22 protein-coding genes and 1 tRNA gene are annotated in these 22,342 nt (G+C 61.0%); 6 read left to right on the plus strand and 17 right to left on the minus strand.

Annotated features, from left to right (window positions below):
• Positions 1-20: 20 nt before the first annotated feature.
• The 3 genes from GYH29_RS19480 to tyrS all read left to right on the plus strand — a co-directional run bounded on the left by GYH29_RS19480 (position 21) and on the right by tyrS (position 4,649).
• Positions 21-1,949 (plus strand): pyridoxal phosphate-dependent decarboxylase family protein, encoded by a 1,929-nt coding sequence (locus GYH29_RS19480; RefSeq protein WP_161524268.1) that lies wholly within the window; start codon positions 21-23, stop codon positions 1,947-1,949.
• A gap of 124 nt (positions 1,950-2,073) precedes the next feature.
• Entirely contained in the window at positions 2,074-3,303 is a 1,230-nt protein-coding gene (locus GYH29_RS19485) for an aromatic amino acid transport family protein (protein ID WP_043637802.1), read from the plus strand.
• Between the two features lie 71 nt (positions 3,304-3,374).
• Entirely contained in the window at positions 3,375-4,649 is a 1,275-nt protein-coding gene (gene tyrS, locus GYH29_RS19490) for a tyrosine--tRNA ligase (RefSeq protein ID WP_161524269.1), read from the plus strand.
• Between the two features lie 107 nt (positions 4,650-4,756).
• Here tyrS and GYH29_RS19495 read toward each other — a convergent pair whose 3' ends face one another.
• The 12 genes from GYH29_RS19495 to GYH29_RS19550 all read right to left on the minus strand — a co-directional run bounded on the left by GYH29_RS19495 (position 4,757) and on the right by GYH29_RS19550 (position 15,143).
• Positions 4,757-5,458, minus strand: a complete 702-nt coding sequence (locus tag GYH29_RS19495; RefSeq protein ID WP_019100596.1) for an FCD domain-containing protein — start codon at positions 5,456-5,458, stop codon at positions 4,757-4,759.
• A 271-nt stretch (positions 5,459-5,729) separates the two neighbouring features.
• Positions 5,730-5,808 (minus strand) — tRNA-Ile (locus tag GYH29_RS19500).
• A 109-nt stretch (positions 5,809-5,917) separates the two neighbouring features.
• A complete protein-coding gene (gene rpoD, locus GYH29_RS19505; RefSeq protein WP_043591289.1) occupies positions 5,918-7,849 on the minus strand; it encodes an RNA polymerase sigma factor RpoD in 1,932 nt (643 codons plus the stop codon).
• Positions 7,850-8,013: 164 nt separating this feature from the next.
• Positions 8,014-9,798: a DNA primase gene (dnaG, locus tag GYH29_RS19510; protein WP_043591294.1), complete on the minus strand. Its 1,785-nt coding sequence runs from the start codon at positions 9,796-9,798 to the stop codon at positions 8,014-8,016.
• A gap of 46 nt (positions 9,799-9,844) precedes the next feature.
• Complete coding sequence (locus tag GYH29_RS19515) at positions 9,845-10,291, minus strand: GatB/YqeY domain-containing protein (protein WP_039756348.1); 447 nt, start codon at positions 10,289-10,291, stop codon at positions 9,845-9,847.
• A gap of 189 nt (positions 10,292-10,480) precedes the next feature.
• A complete protein-coding gene (rpsU, locus tag GYH29_RS19520) occupies positions 10,481-10,693 on the minus strand; it encodes a 30S ribosomal protein S21 (protein ID WP_039756346.1) in 213 nt (70 codons plus the stop codon).
• Between the two features lie 129 nt (positions 10,694-10,822).
• Positions 10,823-11,617 carry a thiazole synthase gene (locus GYH29_RS19525; protein WP_019103872.1) on the minus strand — a complete coding sequence of 265 codons (795 nt, stop codon included), beginning with the start codon at positions 11,615-11,617 and terminating at the stop codon, positions 10,823-10,825.
• 26 nt (positions 11,618-11,643) lie between these two features.
• A complete protein-coding gene (gene thiS / locus GYH29_RS19530; RefSeq protein ID WP_019103871.1) occupies positions 11,644-11,847 on the minus strand; it encodes a sulfur carrier protein ThiS in 204 nt (67 codons plus the stop codon).
• Position 11,848: 1 nt separating this feature from the next.
• Positions 11,849-14,005, minus strand: a complete 2,157-nt coding sequence (locus GYH29_RS19535; RefSeq protein WP_019103870.1) for a RelA/SpoT family protein — start codon at positions 14,003-14,005, stop codon at positions 11,849-11,851.
• A gap of 20 nt (positions 14,006-14,025) precedes the next feature.
• On the minus strand, positions 14,026-14,232 hold the full coding sequence (gene rpoZ, locus GYH29_RS19540) for a DNA-directed RNA polymerase subunit omega (protein WP_019103869.1): 207 nt from the start codon (positions 14,230-14,232) through the stop codon (positions 14,026-14,028).
• Between the two features lie 117 nt (positions 14,233-14,349).
• Positions 14,350-14,976: a guanylate kinase gene (gene gmk / locus GYH29_RS19545; RefSeq protein ID WP_081574132.1), complete on the minus strand. Its 627-nt coding sequence runs from the start codon at positions 14,974-14,976 to the stop codon at positions 14,350-14,352.
• Complete coding sequence (locus tag GYH29_RS19550; RefSeq protein WP_161524270.1) at positions 14,973-15,143, minus strand: hypothetical protein; 171 nt, start codon at positions 15,141-15,143, stop codon at positions 14,973-14,975. The genes gmk and GYH29_RS19550 overlap by 4 nt, the downstream gene beginning before the upstream one ends.
• On the opposite strand from GYH29_RS19550, the gene GYH29_RS19555 reads away from it, so the two are divergent.
• Together GYH29_RS19555 and GYH29_RS19560 are read left to right on the plus strand one after the other, a co-directional pair.
• The gene (locus tag GYH29_RS19555; RefSeq protein WP_114155119.1) at positions 15,142-16,437 is read left to right on the plus strand and encodes an NCS2 family permease; all 1,296 of its coding nucleotides are present in this window, start codon (positions 15,142-15,144) and stop codon (positions 16,435-16,437) included. The genes GYH29_RS19550 and GYH29_RS19555 overlap by 2 nt on opposite strands.
• 103 nt (positions 16,438-16,540) lie before the next feature.
• Positions 16,541-17,089 carry an adenine phosphoribosyltransferase gene (locus GYH29_RS19560; RefSeq protein WP_019103866.1) on the plus strand — a complete coding sequence of 183 codons (549 nt, stop codon included), beginning with the start codon at positions 16,541-16,543 and terminating at the stop codon, positions 17,087-17,089.
• A gap of 203 nt (positions 17,090-17,292) precedes the next feature.
• Here GYH29_RS19560 and GYH29_RS19565 read toward each other — a convergent pair whose 3' ends face one another.
• The 4 genes from GYH29_RS19565 to GYH29_RS19580 are packed head-to-tail and all read right to left on the minus strand — an operon-like array spanning position 17,293 to position 19,874.
• On the minus strand, positions 17,293-18,060 hold the full coding sequence (locus GYH29_RS19565) for a hypothetical protein (protein WP_141113092.1): 768 nt from the start codon (positions 18,058-18,060) through the stop codon (positions 17,293-17,295).
• Positions 18,061-18,116: 56 nt separating this feature from the next.
• Positions 18,117-18,410 carry a DUF1700 domain-containing protein gene (locus GYH29_RS19570; RefSeq protein ID WP_019103864.1) on the minus strand — a complete coding sequence of 98 codons (294 nt, stop codon included), beginning with the start codon at positions 18,408-18,410 and terminating at the stop codon, positions 18,117-18,119.
• A gap of 34 nt (positions 18,411-18,444) precedes the next feature.
• A complete protein-coding gene (locus GYH29_RS19575; RefSeq protein WP_081574130.1) occupies positions 18,445-19,533 on the minus strand; it encodes a DUF1700 domain-containing protein in 1,089 nt (362 codons plus the stop codon).
• Complete coding sequence (locus tag GYH29_RS19580; RefSeq protein ID WP_019103862.1) at positions 19,530-19,874, minus strand: PadR family transcriptional regulator; 345 nt, start codon at positions 19,872-19,874, stop codon at positions 19,530-19,532. The genes GYH29_RS19575 and GYH29_RS19580 overlap by 4 nt, the downstream gene beginning before the upstream one ends.
• Before the next feature lie 317 nt (positions 19,875-20,191).
• Between GYH29_RS19580 and GYH29_RS19585 the strand changes: the two genes are divergently transcribed.
• Positions 20,192-21,229: a patatin-like phospholipase family protein gene (locus tag GYH29_RS19585; RefSeq protein ID WP_107732846.1), complete on the plus strand. Its 1,038-nt coding sequence runs from the start codon at positions 20,192-20,194 to the stop codon at positions 21,227-21,229.
• A gap of 63 nt (positions 21,230-21,292) precedes the next feature.
• Here the strand turns inward: GYH29_RS19585 and arcC are convergent, their stop codons facing one another.
• The gene (gene arcC / locus GYH29_RS19590; protein ID WP_161524271.1) at positions 21,293-22,237 is read right to left on the minus strand and encodes a carbamate kinase; all 945 of its coding nucleotides are present in this window, start codon (positions 22,235-22,237) and stop codon (positions 21,293-21,295) included.
• Positions 22,238-22,342: the final 105 nt, after the last annotated feature.

Raw genomic sequence — 22,342 nt, forward strand, 5'->3', positions numbered from 1 at the left:
AATTACAAGGTTAATCTGTTATGAACACTCCGAACGCCTCCCCGCTTAACGTCGATGCCCTGTTCATCGGCCCCAAATCCGAAAACCGCGTGTTCTTCAAGGAAATGATGGAATACGCCGTGTCCGAACACCTGCACTGGCGCGCGGACTTCCATCCGGAAGACCCGGCGCTGGTCACCCCGGTGGAGCAGCACGCCGGCGATTTCCGCCAGACCCTGTACCGAACCGAAGGCATCCTGCGTCAGCTGTCCTCCAAGCTGAAAAACACCTCTGTGCCCTGGTTCTCCCCGCGCTATCTGGGCCACATGAATGCGGACACGCTGATGGTGTCCAACCTGGCCTACGTGATGACCATGATGTACAACCCCAACAACTGCGCGCACGAAGCCTCGCCCACCACCACCGAACTGGAAGTGGAAGCCGGCCTCGACCTGTGCCGGATGTTCGGCTACGACCCCAAACGCAGCTGGGGCCACATCACATCCGGCGGCACCGTGGCCAACTACGAAGGCATGTGGGTGGCGCGTAATCTGAAGACCATTCCGCTGGCTATCGCCCAGCATGAAAAAGCCCGCGATCTGGTCGCCGGCAAGAGCGAGAAGGAGCTGTTGAACCTATCGCCCAGCGCGGTGCTGGACCTGACCGACGAATTGAAAAAGCGCGGCCTGTTTGAAGAAGTGCGCGCCTTGTCCTGCCGCGGCGTCGGCATCAAGCAAGGTTCGCTGGGCAAGATCCTGGTGCCGCAATCCAAGCACTACTCGTGGATGAAGGCGATGGACGTGCTGGGCATCGGCCAGGAACACATCGTGCCGCTGCCTGTGGACGAAAACTACCGCACCGACGTCGCCAAGATGCGCGAGATCACCTTCCGCCTGATCGAGGAAGGCCATCCTATCCTGGCCATGGTGTCCGTGGTAGGCACCACGGAAGAAGGCTCGATCGACCATGTCGACGAGGTGATCAAGCTGCGCGCCGAATGCGAACGGAAATACGGCGCCTCCTTCTACGTGCACGTGGACGCGGCCTACGGCGGCTATGCGCGCGCGATGTTCCTCGATGAGGACAACCGCTTCATGGACTACGACGCGCTGCTGGCCCGCTACCGCGCCGAAGACATCATCCCGGCCGGCGTCACCTGGCCCAAGCGCGAAGTTTACGCAGGCTTCAAAGCGATGGCGGAAGCGGACTCCATCACCGTGGATCCGCACAAGGTGGGCTACATCCAGTACGCGGCCGGCGCCGTCTGTATGAAGGACAAGCGCATCGTCGACCTGATCTCCTACCACGCGGCCTATGTGTTCGAAGAAGTGGACGAAGCCGAAGGCGCCGACACCAAGGTGGTGCTGGGCTCCTCCATCATGGAAGGCTCCAAGGCCGGCGCCACCGCCGCCGCGGTATGGGCGGCCCACCGCCTGGTGCCGCTGAACATCGGCGGCTACGGCAAAGTGATTGGCCGCGGCATCGTGACCGCGGACTGGTTCGCCCAGCGCCTGGCCTCCGCCAAGCCGCTGACCGTTGGCCGCCGCCGTTTCGAAGTGCGCCCCATCATGCACCCTGACTTCCACATGGTGAACTTCACCTTCAAGGAAATCGGCAACGACAGCCTGGAAGACCACAACCGGCTGAACAAGAAGATGTACGAGATCTGCTCCTACGCTTCAGGCCGCACCTACACCAACGATTTCCTGACCTCCTCCACCTCCTTGTCCGTGGAAGAGTACGGCGACACCCCTTGGCACTACGTGGCTAGCCGCGGCTTCAGCCGGGCCGAATGGGACAAGGTGGAAAGCGTCTACATCCTGCGCGCCGCCGTGATGACCCACTTCCTGCGCAAAGCAGAGGATTTCGACGCCTACTGGGAACAGTTGCGCGAGGTCTTCGCCGCCAAGCTGGCCCAGATCGTGGACATGGAAGACAAAACCGGCGCCGACACCCTGATCGCGGCCTGATCCACCTCCGCTCCCGGCTTGGCCGGGAGCGTTTTTTTCATCACCAGACCCAATACCGACTATGAGTTTGTCCGGTTTTTACGAACGCATCCTTCTCTTCATCAAGGATGGTTGAGGATTCCACATGCAAGTCAATTTCAAGGCCATAGGGGCCACCTTGCTGATTTCCGGCACCATGCTGGGCGCCGGCATGCTGGCGCTGCCGCTGGTGTCCGCCGGCATGGGTTTCGGCTACGCCTGCCTGACCCTGTTTCTGATCTGGGCGTTGATGACCTACACCGGCCTGATGCTGCTGGAGGTCTGCCTGTCCTTTCCCGAAGGCTACGGCTTCGACGCCATCGCCCGCTCGCTGTTCAAGGCCAAGGGCAGCTATCTGATCAACGCCAGCCTGCTGCTCTTGCTCTACGCGCTCTCCTCCGCCTATATCTCCGGCGGCGGCTCCACCTATCAATCCAGCCTGCACCAGTACCTGGGCCTAAGCCTGTCTCCCGCCCAGGTCTCGCTGGTCTTCACCGTCCTGATCGGCGGCATCGTCTTCGCCAGCACCACGGCGGTGGACAAGGTCAACCGGCTGCTGTTCAGCCTGAACATCCTGATCTTTCTGGCGCTAAGCGCGGTCATCCAGCCCTACGTCGACACCGGCAATCTGTCGGAAAGCACGGATTCCGCCAAATACATGCTGGCCGCCATCCCCATGTTTCTGACCGCCTTCGGGTTTCACGGCAGCGTGCCCAGCATGGTCAAATACCTGGGCCGCGACCAGCCTCGCACGCTGCGCAACGTCTTCATCGCCGGCAGCCTGATCCCCATGGGCGTCTACCTGCTGTGGGTGTTCAACACCCTGGGCACGCTGCCGCGCTATGGCAGCCACAGCTTCCAAGCGATCTCGGCCCATAATGGATCGGTGGGCATGTTTCTGGACGAATTCCACGCGCTGGTGCCCACGCCGCAAGTGCCATCCCTGCTGTCCGCCTTCTCGTCCATCGCGCTGTTCACCTCCTATCTTTGCGTATCGCTCGGCTTGTTCGACGCCATGGCCAGCACTCTGAAACGCGGAGACAGCCTGCGGCAGCGGCTGCAAACCGCGCTGATCACTTATCTGCCGCCGCTGGGCTTCGCGCTGTTCTTCCCCGGCGGCTTCGTCGCCGCGCTGGGCGCCGCCGCCATTTTCCTGGTGGTGCTCGCCATCCTGTTCCCGGCGCTGGCCCTGATCAAGCTGCGTAGCCAGGACAACTACCAGCCCGACTACCAAGTCAGCGGCGGCGGCACCCTGCACTGGGCGATAGGCGGTTCAGGCCTCGCCATCATCCTGTTCCAGATCTTGGTGATGCAAGGACTGCTGCCCGTGTTCTGACGGCGCCTCCGCGCCGTCGTCCGGACGCGCGGCCAACACGGCCGCGCGCCGCAATCATGGAGGTAAACGAAATGAAGCAATCGACCCTGATCCGGGATCTGCAGCAACGCGGCCTGATCTCGCAGGTCACCGACGCGGACGCGCTCGACGCGCTGCTGTCCCGGGAAACGGTCACCCTGTACTGCGGTTTCGACCCCACCGCCGATAGCCTGCACCTGGGCCATCTGGTGCCGCTGCTGCTGCTCAAGCGCTTCCAGATGGCCGGGCACCGCCCCATCGCCCTGGTGGGCGGTGCCACCGGCATGATAGGCGACCCCAGCTTCAAGGCCAGCGAGCGCAAGCTCAACACCTCGGAGGTGGTGGCCGGCTGGGTGGACAAGATCCGCCGTCAGGTGGAGCCCTTCCTCAGCTTCGAAGGCGACAATGCCGCCCTGTTGGCCAACAACCACGAATGGTTCGCCAGCATGAGCGCGCTGGATTTCCTCCGCGATGTCGGCAAGCATTTCTCAGTCAACGCCATGATCAAGAAGGAATCCGTACAGCAGCGGATCCACCGCGACGATGTCGGCATCTCCTTCACCGAGTTCGCCTACAGCCTGCTCCAGAGCCACGACTACGTTGAGCTGAACCGCCGTTTCGGCTGCAAGCTGCAGATCGGCGGCTCCGACCAATGGGGCAACATCACCGCCGGCGTCGACCTGGTCAGACGGGTGAACCAGCAGCAGGCCTTCGGCCTGGCCATGCCCTTGATCACCAATAGCGATGGCACCAAGTTCGGCAAGAGCGAAGGCAACGCGGTCTGGCTGGACCCGAACAAGTGCTCGCCCTACGCCTTCTACCAGTTCTGGCTGGGCGCGGCCGATGCCGACGTCTACCGCTTTCTGCGCTACTTCACCTTTTTGTCCAATGAAGAGATCCAGGCCATCGAGGCCGAAGACCGCGCCTCCGGCGGCAAACCGCGGGCTCAGCGCATCCTGGCCGAGCAAGTCACCGAGCTGGTGCACGGTCCGGCCGCGCTCGCCGCCGCTCAGCGGATCACGCTTAGTCTGTTCGACAACGACGTGGAAGGCCTCAGCGCCGCGGACTTTGCTCAACTGGCCCAGGACGGCATGCCGCGGCTGACCCTGCCGCCGCAATCCACCCCGCTGATCGACGCCTTGGCGGCCAGCGGCCTGGCCGCGTCCAAAAGCGAGGCCCGCACGCTGCTGCAAAGCGGCGCGGTCAGCGTTAACGGTGCCAGAACGGAGGCGCTGGAAGCTCGGCTGGAACAGGCCGATCGCCGCCATCAACGCTATACCTTGTTGCGGCGCGGCAAGAAACAGTACTGTCTGTTGATTTGGGAATAAACGCGAGAAACCGCATGAAACGGCCCGGACGCTGAAGCGCCGGGCTCGCCCCGCCCCAAGCCTGACGGTGAACGGGCGGGGCCGCCGGCCTCGAATCGGCCAGCGAGCTAGCGGGGCTGGAAGGCTTCCGTGCTCAATCCTTCCACCACCTGCATCACGTGGGAATAGTGCTGATCCAGCAATTGCAAGGTCCGGTCCGCATCCCTGGCCAACACGGCCTGCATGATGGCCTGGTGCTCGCCCTCGTCGCTGTAACGCTTGGAGGACGGCAAAGCCGGATCAAACCAGATGTGCCGATAGCGCTCTAAGCGGTTGTACAAGGACTCCATCACCTCCACAATCACCGGCGAGTGGCTGCCGCTGATGATGGCCAGGTGGAACGCCATGTGGCGGTCCGCCCAGTCCTGAAGATCCACATCCGCGTCGTTCAGATCTATTCGGCTCAAACGGTGGTAGCTGGCCAACACCTCCAGTTCCCACGCCTCGTCTCCCTGCTCCAGCGAGCGGCGCACCGCCTCCTCCGCCAGCACTCGGCGCACCAGCAGAATGTCGTAAAGCTCATGGCGGGAAATCGGCGCCACCCAAAAACCGCGCTGCGGCTCCATCACCACGTATTTGCACCAGCTCAGGCGCAACAGCGCTTCCCGGATCGGAGAGCCTCCGGCGTCGTAACGCGCCTTGAGGTCATGCAACAGCAATTTCTGCGACGGGCGGTATACGCCCAACAGAATGTCCCGTCGCAACTCCTGGAATACCTTGTCGGCCAATGTGGCGTTACTGCTTGCCGCCTTTTTTTCCTTCTGTGGCATTCGGTTTTTTCCACATGAGAGCGCGCAATAGCGCGCGAAACGCTAGATAGTAACTGAAAACGACGTCGCATATTGATTTTCCCCATCGGAACAGGGGGGAAATAGCTAAAAGCTACGCCTATCCGGCATGGAAATCCGCAATCAGGGAAGCATTCAACAAAGAGACGGGCGAGGTGGCAATAACAGAGCGGCCGACCAAAACAAAAAGCCGACCTAAGCGTCGGCTTCTGATTTGAATCGCCAAGAACCGCCGCGTTTAGCGAGGAAGTCTTGGTGGGCCCCCGGGGAGTCGAACCCCGCACCAACGGATTATGAGTCCGCTGCTCTAACCAAGCATGAGCTAGAGGCCCAGAGCTGCGCATTATAACAGCCCAAAAGCAAAACCCCAAGCGTCTAATACCGACGGCTTGGGGTTTTCGTCCGGCGCAGGCTGTTAGCCTAAACCGGCGTCACATCGAATCACTGACCGCCCGGCTCGTTGTCCAGGAAGCTGCGCAGGCGTTCCGAACGGGTCGGGTGACGCAGCTTGCGCAGAGCCTTGGCTTCGATCTGGCGGATGCGCTCGCGAGTCACGTCGAACTGCTTGCCCACCTCTTCCAGCGTGTGGTCGGTGTTCATGTCGATGCCAAAACGCATGCGCAACACCTTGGCCTCACGCGGGGTCAGCGTGTCCAGCACTTCCTTGGTGGCGTCCTTCAGGCTGGAATACATCGCAGCGTCGGACGGCGCCAGGTTGTTCTGGTCTTCGATGAAATCGCCAAGATGGGAATCGTCGTCGTCGCCGATCGGGGTTTCCATGGAGATGGGCTCCTTGGAAATCTTCATGATCTTGCGAATCTTCTCTTCCGGCATCTCCATCTTTTCCGCCAGCTCGGCCGGGTCCGGCTCATGGCCGGTTTCCTGCAGAATCTGACGGCTGATGCGATTCATCTTGTTGATGGTCTCGATCATGTGCACCGGAATACGAATGGTGCGCGCCTGGTCCGCGATGGAGCGGGTGATCGCCTGGCGAATCCACCAGGTGGCGTAGGTCGAGAACTTGTAGCCGCGGCGGTATTCGAACTTGTCCACCGCCTTCATCAAACCGATATTGCCTTCCTGGATCAGATCGAGGAACTGCAGGCCGCGGTTGGTGTACTTCTTGGCGATGGAGATCACCAGACGCAGGTTGGCCTCGATCATCTCTTTCTTGGCGCGGCGCGCCTTGGATTCGCCCGCCGACATCTGGCGATTGATTTCCTTAAGCGCCTTGATCGGCAGCATCGCGCGATCTTGCAACTCGGATAGCTTGGTCTGCTTCTCGATGATCGCGTGTTTGAAGCGGGTCAACGCCTCCGCCCAGCCCTTGCCCGAATGGATCTCGTTTTCCACCCAATCAAGATTGGTCTCGTTGCCCGGGAACACCTTGATGAAGTGAGCACGCTCCATGCGCACGCGGCTGACACAGATATCCTGGATGTCGCGCTCGTAAGTGCGGATTTCGTTGACGCGGCTGCGCAGCGAGTCGCACAGGCTTTCCACTTGGCGGGTGGAGAAGCGCACCAGCATGAACTCCGTGGTGATCGCGTCTTGCAGCTCCAGGTATTCCTTACTCTGCGCACCCTTGGCGGAGAGCACCTTGACCATCTTGTCAAACAACATGCGCACGCCGGCGAAGTGCTCCAGTGCATGCTGCTTCAGCTCTTCGAGGTTGATACCGGCGGCGTCGGCGGCATCGCCTTCCTCCTCCTCTTCTTCCTCTTCCTCTTCGGCCTCGGCGTCGAGCAACTCGTCCTCGTCCGCCTGCGCAGCGAACGCGGCCTCCTCCTCGGACGGCGCGTTCAGATCGATGAAGCCATCAACCACCTCGTCCACGCGCACTTCGTCGCGGCCGACGCGTTCCACCAGCTCCAACACTTCGGCGATGGTGCCCGGACAAGCCGAAATCGCCTGGATCATGTACTTCAGGCCGTCTTCGATCCGCTTGGCGATTTCGATCTCGCCTTCGCGGGTCAGCAACTCCACCGAACCCATTTCGCGCATATACATGCGCACCGGATCCGTGGTGCGGCCAAATTCGGAATCCACCGAGGACAGCGCCGCTTCGGCTTCTTCCACGGCGTCTTCATCGGCCACCGGCGGAGTGGCGTCGGACATCAGCAGGGTGTCCGCATCCGGCGCTTCGTCGTAAACCTGGATGCCCAGACCGGAAATCATCGTGATGATGTTTTCGATCTGCTCTGCGTCGGACACGTCTTCCGGCAGGTGGTCGTTGATTTCCGCGTAGGTCAGATACCCACGCTCTTTACCCAAGGCGATCAGCTGGCGCAGGCGTTTACGCTGCTCTTCCAGGCTCATCACTTCGGTTTCGTTTTCCTGCACGTCTTTTTGATTTTCGGGAGAGGCCGCCATTTCGCTTCCTGCTTGAAATAAGCCGAAAAAAACAGTTGATAATAACACAAGCAAACAACGCTGTTTGTGTAGCCCTGCGGGGCGCTTTTAAAACCGCGGCATCGCTTTCGGCAATCCGGCGCGCGCGCCCGACTGCTCGGCAATCTGCCGGGGCGGCGACATCGTCAAGCGTTTGGCGCCAGCAAATCCCGCAGCAATTCCCCTAGCAATCTGACTTCTTCCGGAGTCAGGCCTTCGTTCCGGTCCTTTTGTTTTAGCCGTTCCACCTGAGTTTGATGCAGCATTTTCAGGAGCTTGGCAGCGCCGTCCTGAAACTGCTGTCTATCCTCCTCGCTGGGATCGGCGAACTCGTCCGGGTCCTGCATGGCCTGCTGCAGAACACTATCCACCAGCCCTTCGTATGGAGTGCCGCGCAGGCTTTCCATCAATTGCGCCGTATTCGGCGGCTGGTCGTGCCCTTGCACGCATTCGGCCAACATGGCAAAACAGGCAAGCTCGTCGGACAGTGCCATACTGTCCGGCAAACGCACATCGCCGGCCCAACCAGGGTTCAATAGCAGCCATTTGATCAGGCGCGTCACCATGGAGGACTGTGGCGGGCGATGCGATACCTCCGGCAAACGGTGCTCCCGCTTGCCTTTGCGCTCCGACTTCCGTTGGCCCGTCGTCAACATGTCGAATTCGTCGACATCCACACCGGCGAGTTCCGCCAGTCTTTTCTTGATGATGAAGCCCAGGGCCGGAGCGGCAATCTGCGCCAGAAGGGGCGCGGCCTGACGGATCAGATCGGCCTTGCCTTCCGGCGTGGTCAGGTTCACCTCGCGACACAATTCGCGGGTGAAGTAAACGGACAGAGGCAAGCTCTGCTCTTCCAATACTTTTTCAAAGGCCTCGGCGCCGAACTCGCGGATATAGCTGTCCGGGTCATGTTCCTGCGGCAGGAACAGAAAATTCAACGCCTTGCCATCCTGCAATTGCGGCAGGCTGTTTTCCAGCGCTCGCCAGGCGGCCTTTTGGCCAGCCTTATCACCATCGAAACAGAAGTAAACTTGGTCGGCGTGGCGCATCAACTTGCGCACGTGTTCGCCGGTGGTGGCGGTACCCAGCGTGGCCACCGCATAGCCGACTCCAAACTGAGCCAGCGCCACCACATCCATATAGCCTTCGACCACCAGCACGCGGTTTTTATCCCGTATCGCCTGGCGCGCCTCGTAGAGGCCGTACAGTTCCCGGCCCTTCTCGAACAAGGGCGTTTCCGGCGAGTTCAGGTACTTGGGCTCGCCCTTGCCCATCACCCGGCCGCCAAAGCCGATGATGGCGCCGCGCTGGTTGCGGATCGGGAACATCACCCGATCGCGGAATCGGTCGTAACGCTGGCCCTTCTCTTCGTTGACGATGACCAAGCCGGTATCAACCAGCTTGTCGTCCTGGTAATCCGGAAAAACCGTCTCCAGGTTCTGCCAGCCGTCCGGGGCGAAGCCAAGGCCGAAGCGACCGGCCACTTCGCCGCTCAAACCCCGGCCTTTCAGATAGGAAATGGCGTTGGGCGCGGACTTCAGCTGCTGTTTGTAGTAGCCTGCCGCCATTTGCATTATCTGCTCCAGCGACAGTTTGCGTTCGCGCGCGGCGCGGCTGGCCTCTGGATTGGCGTGAGCGCGGCTGTCCGGCACCTGCATGCCGATGCCTTCCGCCAGCAGCTTCACGGCGTCGACGAAGCCCAGCCCTTGGTATTCCATCACGAAGCCGATAGCCGAACCGTGAGCGCCGCAGCCAAAGCAGTGATAAAACTGCTTGGACGGACTCACCGTGAACGACGGCGACTTTTCCTTATGAAACGGGCAGCAGGCCAGATAGTTCTGGCCACCCTTTTTCAAAGGGACGTAACGATCCACCACGTCGACGATATCGACGCGGGACAACAACTGATCAACAAAATCCTGAGGGATCAAGCAAGGTCACCGTTGGCTCGGGCCGACAAAGCGGCCCGAAGCGGGCTCAACCGGCCAGCTTGGCCTTGATGCTGGCGGACACCTGCGCCATGTCGGCACGGCCGGCCAATTGCGGCCGCAGCAGCCCCATCACCTTGCCCATGTCCTGCATGCCAGCGGCGCCGCTGTCAGCGACGGCCTTGGCCACCAGAACATCAATCTCCTCGGCGGACAGTTGCTGCGGCATATAGGCCATCAGCACGTCCATCTCGAATTTTTCCTTGTCGGCCAGGTCCTGGCGCTGAGCCGCCTCGTACTGGCTGATCGAATCACGGCGCTGCTTGAGCATCTTGTCGATGACGGCCACAACGCCGGCGTCGTCCAGCTCCACCCGCTCGTCCACTTCCTTCTGCTTGATGGCCGCCAGCAACAGGCGGATGGCCGCCAGTTTGTCGCTTTCCCGCGCTTTCATTGCAGATTTCATGTCGTCGCTGATTCGCTGCTTGAGGCTCATTGCTTGCTTTCCGGAAGATGACCGCCACCCGTCGCGGGCGGCGAGTGCGCACTTGAGAGAGAGTCAAACCCTGATGACATTGGTTTTGAAAAGCTCAAAACCCATGCCGTCAGAGTCTGCTAACGGGGAACTACAAATGGCAAAACCGCAGGCTAGGCCTGCGGTCCTGCTTACTGACCAGACGAACTCTTAGTAGAGTTTCGGCGGCAGCATTTGGCTGCGGATGCGCTTGTAGTGGCGCTTAACAGCAGCGGCGTGCTTGCGCTTGCGCTCGGCAGTCGGTTTTTCGTAGAACTCGCGGGCGCGCAGTTCGGTCAGCAGACCGGTTTTTTCCACCGCGCGCTTGAAGCGACGCATTGCAACTTCAAACGGCTCGTTCTCTTTAACACGAATGTTCGGCATTGAATCTAGTATCCTTAGTTCCTAGCGCCCAGACGTGACTGGGGCTATAAAAAACAGCATTTTAACAACGTTACGCGGTTTGGAAAAGTCTGAAGCGTTCCGACCAAGCAATCTGTGGCGCTTTACGCATCACGGCTTGACGGAAGAAATCACCCCCTCACTAGGAGAACTAGGTACTGCACTATAAAAACGTTTCGGCATCCGGCCGGCAAGATATGCCGAGCGGCCTGCTTCTACAGCCTGTTTCATGGCGTGCGCCATCAACACCGGTTGTTGCGCGGCGGCAATCGCGGTGTTCATCAGCACGCCATCGCAGCCCAGTTCCATCGCGATTGCCGCGTCGGACGCGGTGCCGACGCCGGCGTCAACCAGCACGGGAACCTTGGACTGCTCAATAATCAACTTCAAATTCCACGGATTCAGAATCCCCATCCCGGAGCCAATCAAGCTGGCCAGCGGCATGATGGCGCAGCAGCCTATTTGCTCCAACTCGCGGGCGATAATGGGATCATCCGAGGTATACACCATGACGTCGAACCCCTCGGCCACCAATACTTCAGCCGCTTTAAGGGTTTCCTTGACGTTGGGGAACAAGGTATTCGGATCGCCCAGCACTTCCAGCTTGACAAAACGATGGTCGTCCAGAAGCTCTCTGGCCAGGCGCAAAGTGCGAATGGCATCGACGGCGGAATAACATCCCGCCGTGTTGGGGAGAAGGTTATACCGGTTTTTGGGCAAAAAGTCCAGCAAATTGGGTTCGCCGGCGTTCTGCCCCAGGTTGACTCGGCGAATGGCGACGGTGACGATTTCCGTTCCCGACGCGTCAAGCGCCTGCGCCGTCTCCTCAAAATCCCGATACTTGCCGGTCCCCACCAGCAAACGCGAATTGTAAGCCTTGCCTGCGATGATCAGTTGATCCGCCACTCCTGCACCTCTATCAGCTTTGCCGCTCAGCCTCCGCCGACGGCCACCACGATTTCGAGTTCGTCGCCGTCGGCCAGCCCGGTGGCCGGATACTGGCTGCGCGGCACGATCTCGCCATTCTTTTCCAGCGCTACGCGCTTGCCGGTAAGGTCCAGCGCCGCCACCAGCTCGGCCACGTTGGCTACGTCGGCCAGTTCGCGGCCCTCGCCGTTGATCTTGAGTTTCAGCATCTCATCTCCGTTGCACGCGCTGCACCACCGGCAGCACGCGAATAGCGCTCAGCACCCGCTCCAGGTGCTCGACGCCCTCCACCTGCAAGCGGAAGTGGATATTGAACAGACCGTCGCCATCGCGGCTGCTGTCCTGGGTGTCGGCGCTTTCGATATTGGCCGAAGCCTGCGAGATCGCGGTGGCGATATCCGCCAGCGCGCCGCGCTCGTTGCGGGACAACACGCCAACGGTGACGCCGAACATACGGTCGCGTTGCGCTTCCCAATTGACGTCGAGAAGCTTGTCGTGATCCGCCCGCCGCGCGTTCGGACACCCCTTGCGGTGGATGACCAGGCCTTGGCCCTTGGTGATCACGCCTAGAATCTCGTCGCCCGGCAGCGGGTTGCAGCACGGCGACAGCTGCACCATGCCGCCCTCGTTGCCGCGTATGGTCACGGGGCCCACCTTCACTTCCTCGCCCAGCCGTTCGCCAGCCAGCTCCAGCAAGCGCCGCGCCACCACGATGGGCATCAGCTTGCCGGCGCCGATATCGGCCAGCACGTCTTGATGAGAAGCGAGCTTCTCGCCGAAAGCGGCCAGATACTCTACCCATAGCTCATCGCTCAGCGCCAACGGCGTCACCGCCAGCGCGCCTATCGCTTGCTTGAGCAGCTTCTCGCCCAAGCCCACCGCCTCTTCCTGCTGCAGGCTCTTCAGATAGTTGCGAATGCCGGAGCGCGCCCGCCCGCTCTGCACGAAGGTCAGCCAGGACGGATTGGGCTTGGCCTGGGTGGAGGTGATGATTTCCACGGTATCGCCGTTGCGTAGCACGGTGCGTAAAGGCACCAACGCGTGATTGACGCGCGCGGCGATGCAGCGATGGCCGATGTCGGTGTGCACCGCGTAGGCGAAGTCCACCGGCGTCGCGCCCTGAGGCATCACCATGATCTTGCCCTTGGGCGTGAATACGTAGACCTCGTCCGGGAACAGGTCGATCTTGATATGCTCGAGGAATTCGACCGGATCGTCGCTCTCCTCCTGCATGTCCATGATTTTCTGCAGCCACTGATGGGTGCGCTGCTGGGCGGTGTTAACACCATCGCCGCTCTTGTACATCCAGTGCGAGGCCACGCCGGCCTCGGCCACGCTATTCATCTCGCGGGTGCGGATCTGCATCTCCACCGGCGTGCCATAGGGACCGAACAAGGTGGTGTGCAGGCTCTGATAGCCATTGCCCTTGGGAATGGCGATGTAATCCTTGAATTTGCCGGGAATCGGCTTGTACAGACTATGCAAGGCGCCCAGCGCCAGGTAACAGCCGGGAATGTCGTTGACGACGACGCGGAAGCCGTAAATGTCCAGCACCTCGGAAAACGACAGGTGTTTTTCCTGCATTTTCTTGTAGATGCTGTAGAGGTTTTTCTCCCGCCCCTTGATCGTGGCTTCGATATTGCTTTGCACCAGCTTCTGACTGACGGACTGCAAAATCTTGGTCACCACTTCGCGGCGGTTACCGCGCGCAGCGCGCACCGCCTTGGACAGCACGCCGTAGCGATGCGGATGCAGGTGCTTGAACGCCAGATCCTGGAGTTCGCGGTAAACCTTGTTGAGGCCGATGCGATTGGCGATCGGCGCGTAGATCTCCAGGGTTTCCAGCGCGATGCGTCGCCGCTTGTCTTCGCGCATCGAGTCCAGCGTGCGCATATTGTGCAGGCGGTCCGCCAGCTTGACGATGATGACGCGGATATCGCGCGCCATCGCCAGCACCATTTTGCGGAAGCTTTCCGCTTGCGCGGTTTCCTTGGTCTGGTATTCCAACCTCTCCAACTTGGAAAGGCCGTCCACCAGATCGGCGATGATCTTGCCGAACTTTTCGATCAGCGTCGGCTTGGTGACGCCGGTGTCTTCCAGCACATCGTGGAGCAATGCGGCGGCGAGCCCCTGTACGTCCAGCCGCCACTCGGCCAGCATGCCGGCCACCGCCAGCGGGTGGGTGATGTAAGGTTCGCCGCTCTTGCGGGTTTGCCCTTCGTGCGCCGCGCGGCTGACCTCGAAAGCCTGCCGCAACAGCTGGACGTCCTCCGGCTTGAGATAACGCGCGACAGACTCGAAAAACGCTTGCGCTTCGCTGTCGATCAGGGCGTTATAGTCGATTTCATCCTCGATGCCGGTTGCCATAACCCACCACCCACTTGCAATCAGGCTTTGCCGCGGCTCAGAACTTCCTTGCCAACATGGCCGGCGGCGATTTCACGCAGCGCGACAACGGTGGGCTTATGGCGACCGGCTTCAACGAAGGGGCTGGCGCCGGAAGCCACTTGACGCGCGCGGTAGGCCGCGGCCAGGGTCAGGTCGAAACGGTTCTGGATGCGGTCCAGGCAATCGTCAACAGTAATACGGGCCATATGCTTTCTTTCTCAAAGTTGCCAAGGGCATTGTCGATCGCCGTTCTTGCGGCGGCAACAACGCCCAGAGGGATCACTATATCTAAATTTTAGTCGACTCACCAACAAACGGTCGGATCAGCCGCCCTGCCCCATCCGCGCCAGCATCGGGGCCAGCTTGCGGCACTGGATGGCGCTGCGCAGCCGGTTGGCGCGCACCACGCTGATCAGATCGAGGCGAGCGCGTTCGAAATCATCGTTGACCACGATGTAGTCGTACTCAGATATCTTGTCGATCTCGGCGCGAGCGGAGGCCAGCCGGCGGCGGATCACATCCTCGCTGTCGGTGGCGCGGCCGCGCAGCCGGCGCTCCAGTTCTTCGATGGACGGCGGCGCGATGAAAATGCCGATCGCCTCGGGAAAGACCTTGCGCACCTGCTCGGCGCCCTGCCAATCGATTTCCAGCAGGATGTCCTGCCCCACGTCCAGGCGGCTGCGTATCCACGGCGCGCTGGTGCCGTAATAGTTGCCGTAGACTTCCGCGTACTCGAGGAAATCGCCGCGCTCTATCATGGACTTGAACGTGGCCTGATCGACGAAATGGTAATGCTTGCCGTCCACCTCGCCCTTGCGCGGCGCGCGCGTGCTATAAGAAATGGACAGCTCCACGGATGGCTCCGCCTGGAGCAAGGCCGTGACCAGCGAGGTTTTCCCCGCGCCGGAAGGAGCGACCACGATAAAGATATTACCGGTTGGCTGGCTCATGAAAAGGCGCTTTCCTGCCAAATGAGTAATTCTCCAGAATACCATAAGCGGGCTGTTGCTGTTAATCGCCAAGTTATTTTCACGTCAAGATTTAGGTAAATCTCTTCAGGCTGAATAAAATGGCTTGTTTTTTTCCTACCTATCTCCTTTGGAGCGCGTTTCGCCATGCAATTCCTTGACAGCTTCTTCAAGCTGAAAGAACACGGCACCACGGTGAAGACCGAAGTCATCGCCGGCTTTACCACCTTCTTGACCATGGCTTACATCATCCTGGTCAACCCGCTGATCCTGTCGAGCACCGGCATGGACTTGAACGCCGTCTTCGTGGCCACCTGTCTGGCCGCCGCCCTCGGCACCTCGATCATGGGCCTGGTGGCCAATTACCCAATCGCGCTGGCGCCGGGCATGGGTCTGAACGCCTACTTCACCTTCAGCGTGGTCAAGGGCATGGGGCTCTCTTGGGAAACCGCGCTGGGCGCGGTGTTCATCTCCGGCATCGTGTTCCTGGCGGTGAGCCTGTTCCGCGTGCGCGAGGCCATCGTCAACGCCATCCCGCAATCGCTGAAATTCGCCATTTCCGCCGGCGTAGGCATGTTCCTGGCCATCATCGCTCTGAAGAACGCCGGCGTGATCGCGCCGCACCCGGAAACCTATCTGACCCTGGGCGACATCCACAAACCCACCACCCTGCTGGCCGTCCTGGGCTTCTTCCTGATCGTGGCGCTGGAATACCGCAAGGTGCCGGGCTCCATCATCATCGGCATCCTGGTGGTGACGGTGCTGTCCATCGCCATGGGCTTGTCTCCGTTCAAGGGCGTGGTGGCGCCGGTGCCCAGCATGGCGCCCACCTTCATGAAGATGGATATCGCCGGCGCGCTGCAAGCCGGCCTGATCGGCGTGATCTTCGTGTTCTTCTTCGTGGATCTGTTCGACACCACCGGCACTTTGGTGGGCGTGTCCCATCGCGCCGGCCTGCTCAAGGACGGCAAATTGCCGCGCCTGAAGCGCGCGCTGCTGGCTGATTCGGTGGCGATCACCGCCGGCGCGGTGATGGGCACTTCGTCCACCACCGCCTATGTGGAATCCGCCGCCGGCACCGCCGTGGGCGGCCGCACCGGCCTGACCGCCATGGTGGTGGCGCTGCTGTTCCTGGCCTCGCTGTGGCTGTCGCCTTTGGCCGCCACCGTGCCCGCCTACGCCACCGCGCCGGCGCTGTGCTACGTGGCGGTGCTGATGGCGCGCGGCCTGGCCGAGATCGACTGGAGCGATCTGACCGAATCCGCGCCGGCGGTGATGACCGCGCTGGCGATGCCGTTCACTTTCTCCATCGCCGACGGCATCGCCTTCGGCTTCATCAGCTATGCGGTGATCAAGATCCTGGCCGGTCGTTTCTCCGACCTGAAACTGCCGGTGCTGATCATCGCCGCGCTGTGGATCTTCAAGCTGGCTTTCTTCCACTGAAACGTCAATAATTGATGCGGACTCCTAGCCTGCCGCGCTGCGCGGCGGGCTTTTTCTTGTGGGCCGCGCGGCGATTCTCTTCATTTAGAAGTACAATAAGGCCATGGAAAACCTTAGCAATCTCGACTACTCCAGCTATCTGAAAGGCTGGATCCGCACTGTGCCCAACTGGCCGCAACAAGGCGTGATGTTCCGCGACATCACCCCGCTGCTGCAGAACCCCAAAACCTTCCGCATGCTGATCGACATCTATGTGCACCGCTACATGATGGAGAAGGTGGACCTGGTGGCCGGCCTGGACGCGCGCGGCTTCATCATCGGCTCGGTGCTGGCTTACGAGTTGAACGTAGGCTTTGTGCCTATCCGCAAGCGCGGCAAGCTGCCTTTCACCACGGTGGAAGAGGAATACGAGCTGGAATACGGCAACGCCGCTGTGGAAATGCACACCGACGCCTGCAAGCCGGGCGACCGCGTAATCCTGATCGACGACCTGGTGGCCACCGGCGGCACCATGATGGCCGGCTACAAGCTGCTCAAGCGCATGGGCGCCGACGTGTTGGAAGCCGCCGCCATCATTGAGTTACCCGAGCTGGGCGGCGGCAAGCTGGTGCGCGACGGCGGCCTGGAGTTGTTCACCGTCTGTGCTTACTGAGCCGGATTCGCCCGCCATGCGAACGGAGCCCTTGGGCTCCGTTTTTGCTTGGCCGCGACCTAGACCTGTTTACGATCGACTACCCGTCGTGAAACGTGGCTCGGTGAGCGCACCTTCAAAATGCTCATGTACCGTGTGTACACTCCGCTTTTGAGCCGTTTTCGCCTTGCCTCGCCCTTGCTCGCGAGATCGTAAACAGGTTCTTAATCCGCCTCCACCGCCACCTTCAAGGCCTGGCCGCGCGCACTCAGCTTCAGCGGCGCGCCGGCGGTGCTGGGCAACTTGCTATCCACCGAGGCCGCCGCGCCGCGCACTTCGTACTGCAGCGTTGCGGACTTCGGCAGCGTCAGCGCCAACTTGCCGGTGGTGGCATCCAACGACAAGGAACCGCTGGGCTTGGCGTCGGTCAGCCTCACCTTCGCCTTCACCGCCTGGCCGTCAAAGGCCATGTCGCGGCTACTGCCCTCGAAAGCCAGCGTCAACGCCTGCCCCTTGAACGCCAGCTTGTCGTAAGCGCCCTTGGCCTGCGCCCTGATCGCGTCGGCGGACATGGAGAGGCTGGCAGCCTTGCCTTCCAGCGTCAGATCCACCGCTTTGCTGTCCACCCGGATCGCAGAATAAGCGCCACGGATCGAACCCTTGACCGCGGCCAGCCCCAACTCCACCTGCTTGCCCGGTTTCAGATTGCCCGCGATCTCCAGCCCGCAGCCGGCGCCCAGCAGTTTGTTGTTGAGCTTGATCGTGATCGTAACCACGCCGCCTTCGCGCCGCACTTGGGCACTGCACTGATTCGCGTCCCAATTGCTTTTGTTCAGATCAAGCTGATACGGTCGTTTGTCGTCCGCACTCAGCTTGAGCACGGCGGCGTCTCCCTTGATCACCAGCTTTTCAATCGGCGCCTCCGCCGCGTGAACCGCCGCGCCGCACGCCATGCCCGTCAACATCAGCAACCGCATTGCCTCACGCATCATCACGTTCCCCTTTCTCAAGTTGAAACCGCCGCCGCGGCCGGCGGCGCTTGTTTTCGTCACTGCATAAACAGCCAGTACATCGCGATAACGCCGCAAGCCGCCGCCATCCCGCCCACAGCATGGCGGGCTAGCCGCGCCCACAGAGCGCTCGACACCCCTTGGCGCGCAAAGGCCGAAACGGTGCGCCTCCGGGAGTCCGCCAGCGCGGCGATCAGGCGGCTCTCATTGCGCTGGTCTGCCACCGCGTCGCGAATGTATTCGCGATAGTCGCTCAGAATCTTGCGCAGCTCGGATTCGGGCAAGCGCTCCATGGTCAGTTGCAATTGTTGAATGCATGCGTCGTGTTTCATGTTTCTCTCCCAAATCCGGTCAAAATCTCACTCTTCACACCGCGTTGCCGCCCAAGCTCCTGCCCGCCACCAAGTCGATCTGATAACGGACGTAGTGCACCAATCCGCGCCAGGTCAGCCGCGTCAGCCATACGCAAAACACCAGCCCCAATCCCCCAACCAGCAACAACACGAATCCGCTGACCGCCGCCGAACTCTGTAACGACAAGCCCGGAATGCCATTGATCTCGAAATGGTCCTTGCCGTCCTTCAGCGACAGCCGGTTCTCCTTGATCACCAGTGAACTCTCGCCGTCGCTCAACACCAGATCGCCCGCTTGCCCGGCCTCGCCGGCGGCGGCGGAAGCTTCCGCCGAGATCATCCGCCAGCGCAGCGAGCGGCCGTCCCCATCCTGCGCCAGCACCATGCTCTCTCCGCCGTCAGATGTCAGCGTCAGCGCGCGCATTTGCCCGCGCTCTAGGCTGACGGAGCGCTCGCTCTCGCGTTTGATCGATTGCCGCGCGGCCGCATTGCTGGCGTCCACTTTCAATTCGCCGCCGTCGTAGCTGACCCGCACCGGATCGCCGCTCCGCAGTTGCAGGCTGGCGGTTTCATCCTCCTCCAGCGTCAGCAGCAGCCTCCCCTGCCTCAGGGTCACGCCGTGGACCGGCTTTCCGTCGGCCTCGACTTTGAACTCAACCTTGCCGTTCACGGGCGACAGGCTGGGCTCCAGCTCCGGCCAGCCGAACAGGCTGTTGCCGCCCCAGGCCGCCACCAGCGCCACACCGGCTATCAACAGGCTGCCGGACACCATGTAGCCTATGGACAGGCATAGCAGGTAGAGCATGAACGGCAGCGCCAGGAAGAAATTCAGCACGCCCAGGCCGGCGACCGAGGCCACCACCCTCATCAAATTGCCGAAGGAACGATGGTTCTCCCATTGGCGGTAATGCGCCTGCGCTTTCAGCTCCTTGGCCAGCTTCTGCGGGCTGCCCAACGCGGCAACCACCTCGTCCTCGGCGCGGCCGGCTTCTTGCGCGTCGCTGAAATACTCTTGGTAGTCGGCGACGATTTCACGGATCTCCTCCGCCGGCATGCCGGCCAGAGCCTGTTCCAACTGCTCCAAAAACACTTTGCGATTCATGCTTGTCGTTCTCCTGGCTGGCCGGCCGCCGGCAGGCGACTCAGCACGCTGTCCACTTCGCTGACGAACTCCTGCCACTCACGTCGCATCAGCTCCAGTTCCCGCTTTCCCGCCTCGGTCAGCGCGTAATACTTGCGCGACGGTCCGGACGCGGATTCCACCAGATAGGTGCTGACCCAGGATTCGTTCTGCAGCCGGCGCATCAGCGGATAAATCGTCCCTTCGCTGATTTCCATCGTGCGCGACAAGGTGCTGACCAATTCGTAGGCGTAACTGTCTGACTGGGCCAATACCGCCAATACGCACATGTCCAGGGTCCCCTTCTTCAACTGGGTTTTCATCTTGCCTTCCTTGAAACCGCCCGGTCCTTCTCGCCCAGCTACCTTGCATTGCAAGATAGCTGGGCGGACCAAGGCATAAATCTGCTTGTGGTTGCACTATACAAACCACTACCTTGTACCGCAAGGTATCTTTCATTACCCAATGACAAATAGTTCTTACTGCGGCTTTCTCGCAACAAATCAGAATGTCATTACTGACACCATATTGCGTTGCAAAATACGCCTTGCCATCCATAATTCAACAGCAACAATGACATTGAACTAAATATCAACCAAGCCGGTTCCCGCAACCGGCCACTCTTTCGACGGGGATTTCGATGGCAAAAGCAAACAGGCCCAGCATTGCGCTGGTCTTGGGCGGCGGTGCGCCCAACGCAACCTTGATGGCCGGCGCACTGGTCGCGCTGATGGAGGCCGGCGTCGAATTCGACATCATCTCCACCTCCGGCGCCGGCGCCATCGTCGGCCTCTTGTACGCGGCGCCGCGCAAGGGCACGCCGCTGGACAATTTGCGCCGGCTGGCCGATCTAGGCGTATCCGATCCGATTTACCGGCTGCTGCCGATCAACTACAAGGTGTTCAACAAACCCGGCCCGGCCGCCGACATGTGGCGCAGTTGGCAAAGCCAAAATCCGCTGCTGCAATCCATTCAGCAACAAGCCGACCAAGGCCCCTGGCAACGCCTGCTGGCCGATTGGACATCGCTGCTGCTGGCCACGCTCTGCCCCAGCGATCTGGGCCCCAACAGCCAAGGCCTGTGCGCGCACGTGCCCTTCATCGAGGAGATCGTGGATTTCGATCGCCTCAAGGCCATTGCGCCTCAGTTCTACCTGAACGCCTACAACATCACCCGCGGCGAGATGCGCTGCTGGGACAAGAGCGAAATCGGCCACGAGCACTTTCTGGCCGCGCTGTCCTTTCCCTTCATCTACCCGCCGTATCCGCTGGCCGACGGCGACTACATCGAAGGCGCGGCCATAGACACGCTGAACTTCAAGCAGTTGTTCCGCGATCACCCGCATATCGACTACACCCTGGTGTTCGACGTGCTGGGCAGCGACAGGCTGCTGCACCCGCCGCGCGGCCTTTACGACGCCTGGGTGCAATCCATCATCACCCCGCTGACCGAAATCGCGCGCGACGACCTGAAGCTGTTCGAGGCCTTGCACAACAAGGACGATCAAGGCCGGCCGCGCACCGAGGTGCTGAAGATCCAGTTCGACAAGCTGATTGACCCGCAGCGCCGCGCGGAAGAGTTGGACTGGTCGCACTCCAATCTGTCCCAGCTGTATCAGATCGGCTATCAGGCCGGACAGGATCTGCTCCGCCAGCACCGCGCCAAGCTGCTGGGCTAGGTCTAGACGACAAAAAGGGCTGCCTGACGGCAGCCCTTGACGCTTGGCTAAGCACCGGCGACATCAATACCAGCTGATGCCGGCCTTCTCGGTGGAAATCACGGTGCCGGCCTCGCCCTTGACGATTTTCTCGATGTCTTCCAAGGCGCCGATCACCGCTTTCTTGCCGGTCAGGCGGGCGAATTCGCAAGCGGCCTCCACTTTCGGGCCCATCGATCCGGCAGCGAAGCCCAGCTTGTCCATTTCGTCCGGATGCGCCTGCTTGATCGCCTTGGCTTCCGGCGTGCCCCAACCGACAAACACGCTCTTCACGTCGGTGGCGATCACGAAGTAGTCAGCGTCGATTTCACGCGCCAGCAAGGCAGAGGCCAGATCCTTGTCGATCACCGCTTCCACGCCCACCAGCTTGTCGCCCTCGTACATGGTGGGAATGCCGCCGCCGCCGGCCGCGATCACCACCACGCCTTTTTCGATCAGCCATTTGATCGGGCGCATTTCGAAGATGCGCTTCGGTTTCGGGCTGGGCACCACGCGGCGGAAGTATTCGCCGTCGGCCTTCACCGTCCAGCCTTTTTCCGCCGCCAGCTTGTTGGCTTCTTCCTTGCTGTAGACCGGGCCGACAAACTTGGTCGGGTTCTTGAACGCCGGGTCCTTGGCGTCCACTTCGGTCTGGGTCAGGATGGTGGCGATGGGCACTTCGAACGGCAACACATTGCCGAGTTCCTGCTCAACCATGTAGCCGATCATGCCTTCGGTCTGCGCGCCCAGCACATCCAGCGGATAGGGCGTCACTTTTTCGTCCACATGGCGGGCATAAGCATCGTTCTGCAGGCCCAGCAGGCCCACTTGCGGCCCGTTGCCGTGGCACATCACCAGGTTGTGGCCCAGCCGGGTCACGCCGGCCAGTTGTTCGGCGGCCACTTTGACGTTGGCGCGCTGATTGTCGGCGGTCATGGCCTCGCCGCGACGTTGCAGGGCATTGCCGCCCAGAGCTACGACGACTCGCATATTCTGTTCCTCGCTATTGCCGCGCCCGCCGTCTGCGACGGCGAGCCGCGTTCTTGATGTGAAACCGGCCAAGGTTCCCGGTCAGGGAAGCCTTGGCCGGCAAAA

The sequence above is a fragment of the Chromobacterium haemolyticum genome, from assembly GCF_009936155.1.
Lineage (GTDB): Bacteria > Pseudomonadota > Gammaproteobacteria > Burkholderiales > Chromobacteriaceae > Chromobacterium > Chromobacterium haemolyticum.

What these genes read in the sequence shown, in the direction of transcription:
- gmk (WP_081574132.1), bottom strand. Translation starts at nt 14,976, where the DNA reads ATGAGCCAGCCAACCGGTAATATCTTTATCGTGGTCGCTCCTTCCGGC.
- tyrS (WP_161524269.1), top strand. Translation starts at nt 3,375, where the DNA reads ATGAAGCAATCGACCCTGATCCGGGATCTGCAGCAACGCGGCCTGATC.
- rpoZ (WP_019103869.1), bottom strand. Translation starts at nt 14,232, where the DNA reads ATGGCCCGTATTACTGTTGACGATTGCCTGGACCGCATCCAGAACCGT.
- arcC (WP_161524271.1), bottom strand. Translation starts at nt 22,237, where the DNA reads ATGCGAGTCGTCGTAGCTCTGGGCGGCAATGCCCTGCAACGTCGCGGC.
- GYH29_RS19575 (WP_081574130.1), bottom strand. Translation starts at nt 19,533, where the DNA reads ATGAATCGCAAAGTGTTTTTGGAGCAGTTGGAACAGGCTCTGGCCGGC.
- GYH29_RS19560 (WP_019103866.1), top strand. Translation starts at nt 16,541, where the DNA reads ATGGAAAACCTTAGCAATCTCGACTACTCCAGCTATCTGAAAGGCTGG.
- GYH29_RS19565 (WP_141113092.1), bottom strand. Translation starts at nt 18,060, where the DNA reads ATGATGCGTGAGGCAATGCGGTTGCTGATGTTGACGGGCATGGCGTGC.
- thiS (WP_019103871.1), bottom strand. Translation starts at nt 11,847, where the DNA reads ATGCTGAAACTCAAGATCAACGGCGAGGGCCGCGAACTGGCCGACGTA.
- GYH29_RS19480 (WP_161524268.1), top strand. Translation starts at nt 21, where the DNA reads ATGAACACTCCGAACGCCTCCCCGCTTAACGTCGATGCCCTGTTCATC.
- GYH29_RS19555 (WP_114155119.1), top strand. Translation starts at nt 15,142, where the DNA reads ATGCAATTCCTTGACAGCTTCTTCAAGCTGAAAGAACACGGCACCACG.
- GYH29_RS19585 (WP_107732846.1), top strand. Translation starts at nt 20,192, where the DNA reads ATGGCAAAAGCAAACAGGCCCAGCATTGCGCTGGTCTTGGGCGGCGGT.
- GYH29_RS19515 (WP_039756348.1), bottom strand. Translation starts at nt 10,291, where the DNA reads ATGAGCCTCAAGCAGCGAATCAGCGACGACATGAAATCTGCAATGAAA.
- GYH29_RS19485 (WP_043637802.1), top strand. Translation starts at nt 2,074, where the DNA reads ATGCAAGTCAATTTCAAGGCCATAGGGGCCACCTTGCTGATTTCCGGC.
- rpsU (WP_039756346.1), bottom strand. Translation starts at nt 10,693, where the DNA reads ATGCCGAACATTCGTGTTAAAGAGAACGAGCCGTTTGAAGTTGCAATG.
- GYH29_RS19580 (WP_019103862.1), bottom strand. Translation starts at nt 19,874, where the DNA reads ATGAAAACCCAGTTGAAGAAGGGGACCCTGGACATGTGCGTATTGGCG.
- GYH29_RS19535 (WP_019103870.1), bottom strand. Translation starts at nt 14,005, where the DNA reads ATGGCAACCGGCATCGAGGATGAAATCGACTATAACGCCCTGATCGAC.
- rpoD (WP_043591289.1), bottom strand. Translation starts at nt 7,849, where the DNA reads ATGGCGGCCTCTCCCGAAAATCAAAAAGACGTGCAGGAAAACGAAACC.
- GYH29_RS19570 (WP_019103864.1), bottom strand. Translation starts at nt 18,410, where the DNA reads ATGAAACACGACGCATGCATTCAACAATTGCAACTGACCATGGAGCGC.
- GYH29_RS19495 (WP_019100596.1), bottom strand. Translation starts at nt 5,458, where the DNA reads ATGCCACAGAAGGAAAAAAAGGCGGCAAGCAGTAACGCCACATTGGCC.
- GYH29_RS19550 (WP_161524270.1), bottom strand. Translation starts at nt 15,143, where the DNA reads ATGGCGAAACGCGCTCCAAAGGAGATAGGTAGGAAAAAAACAAGCCAT.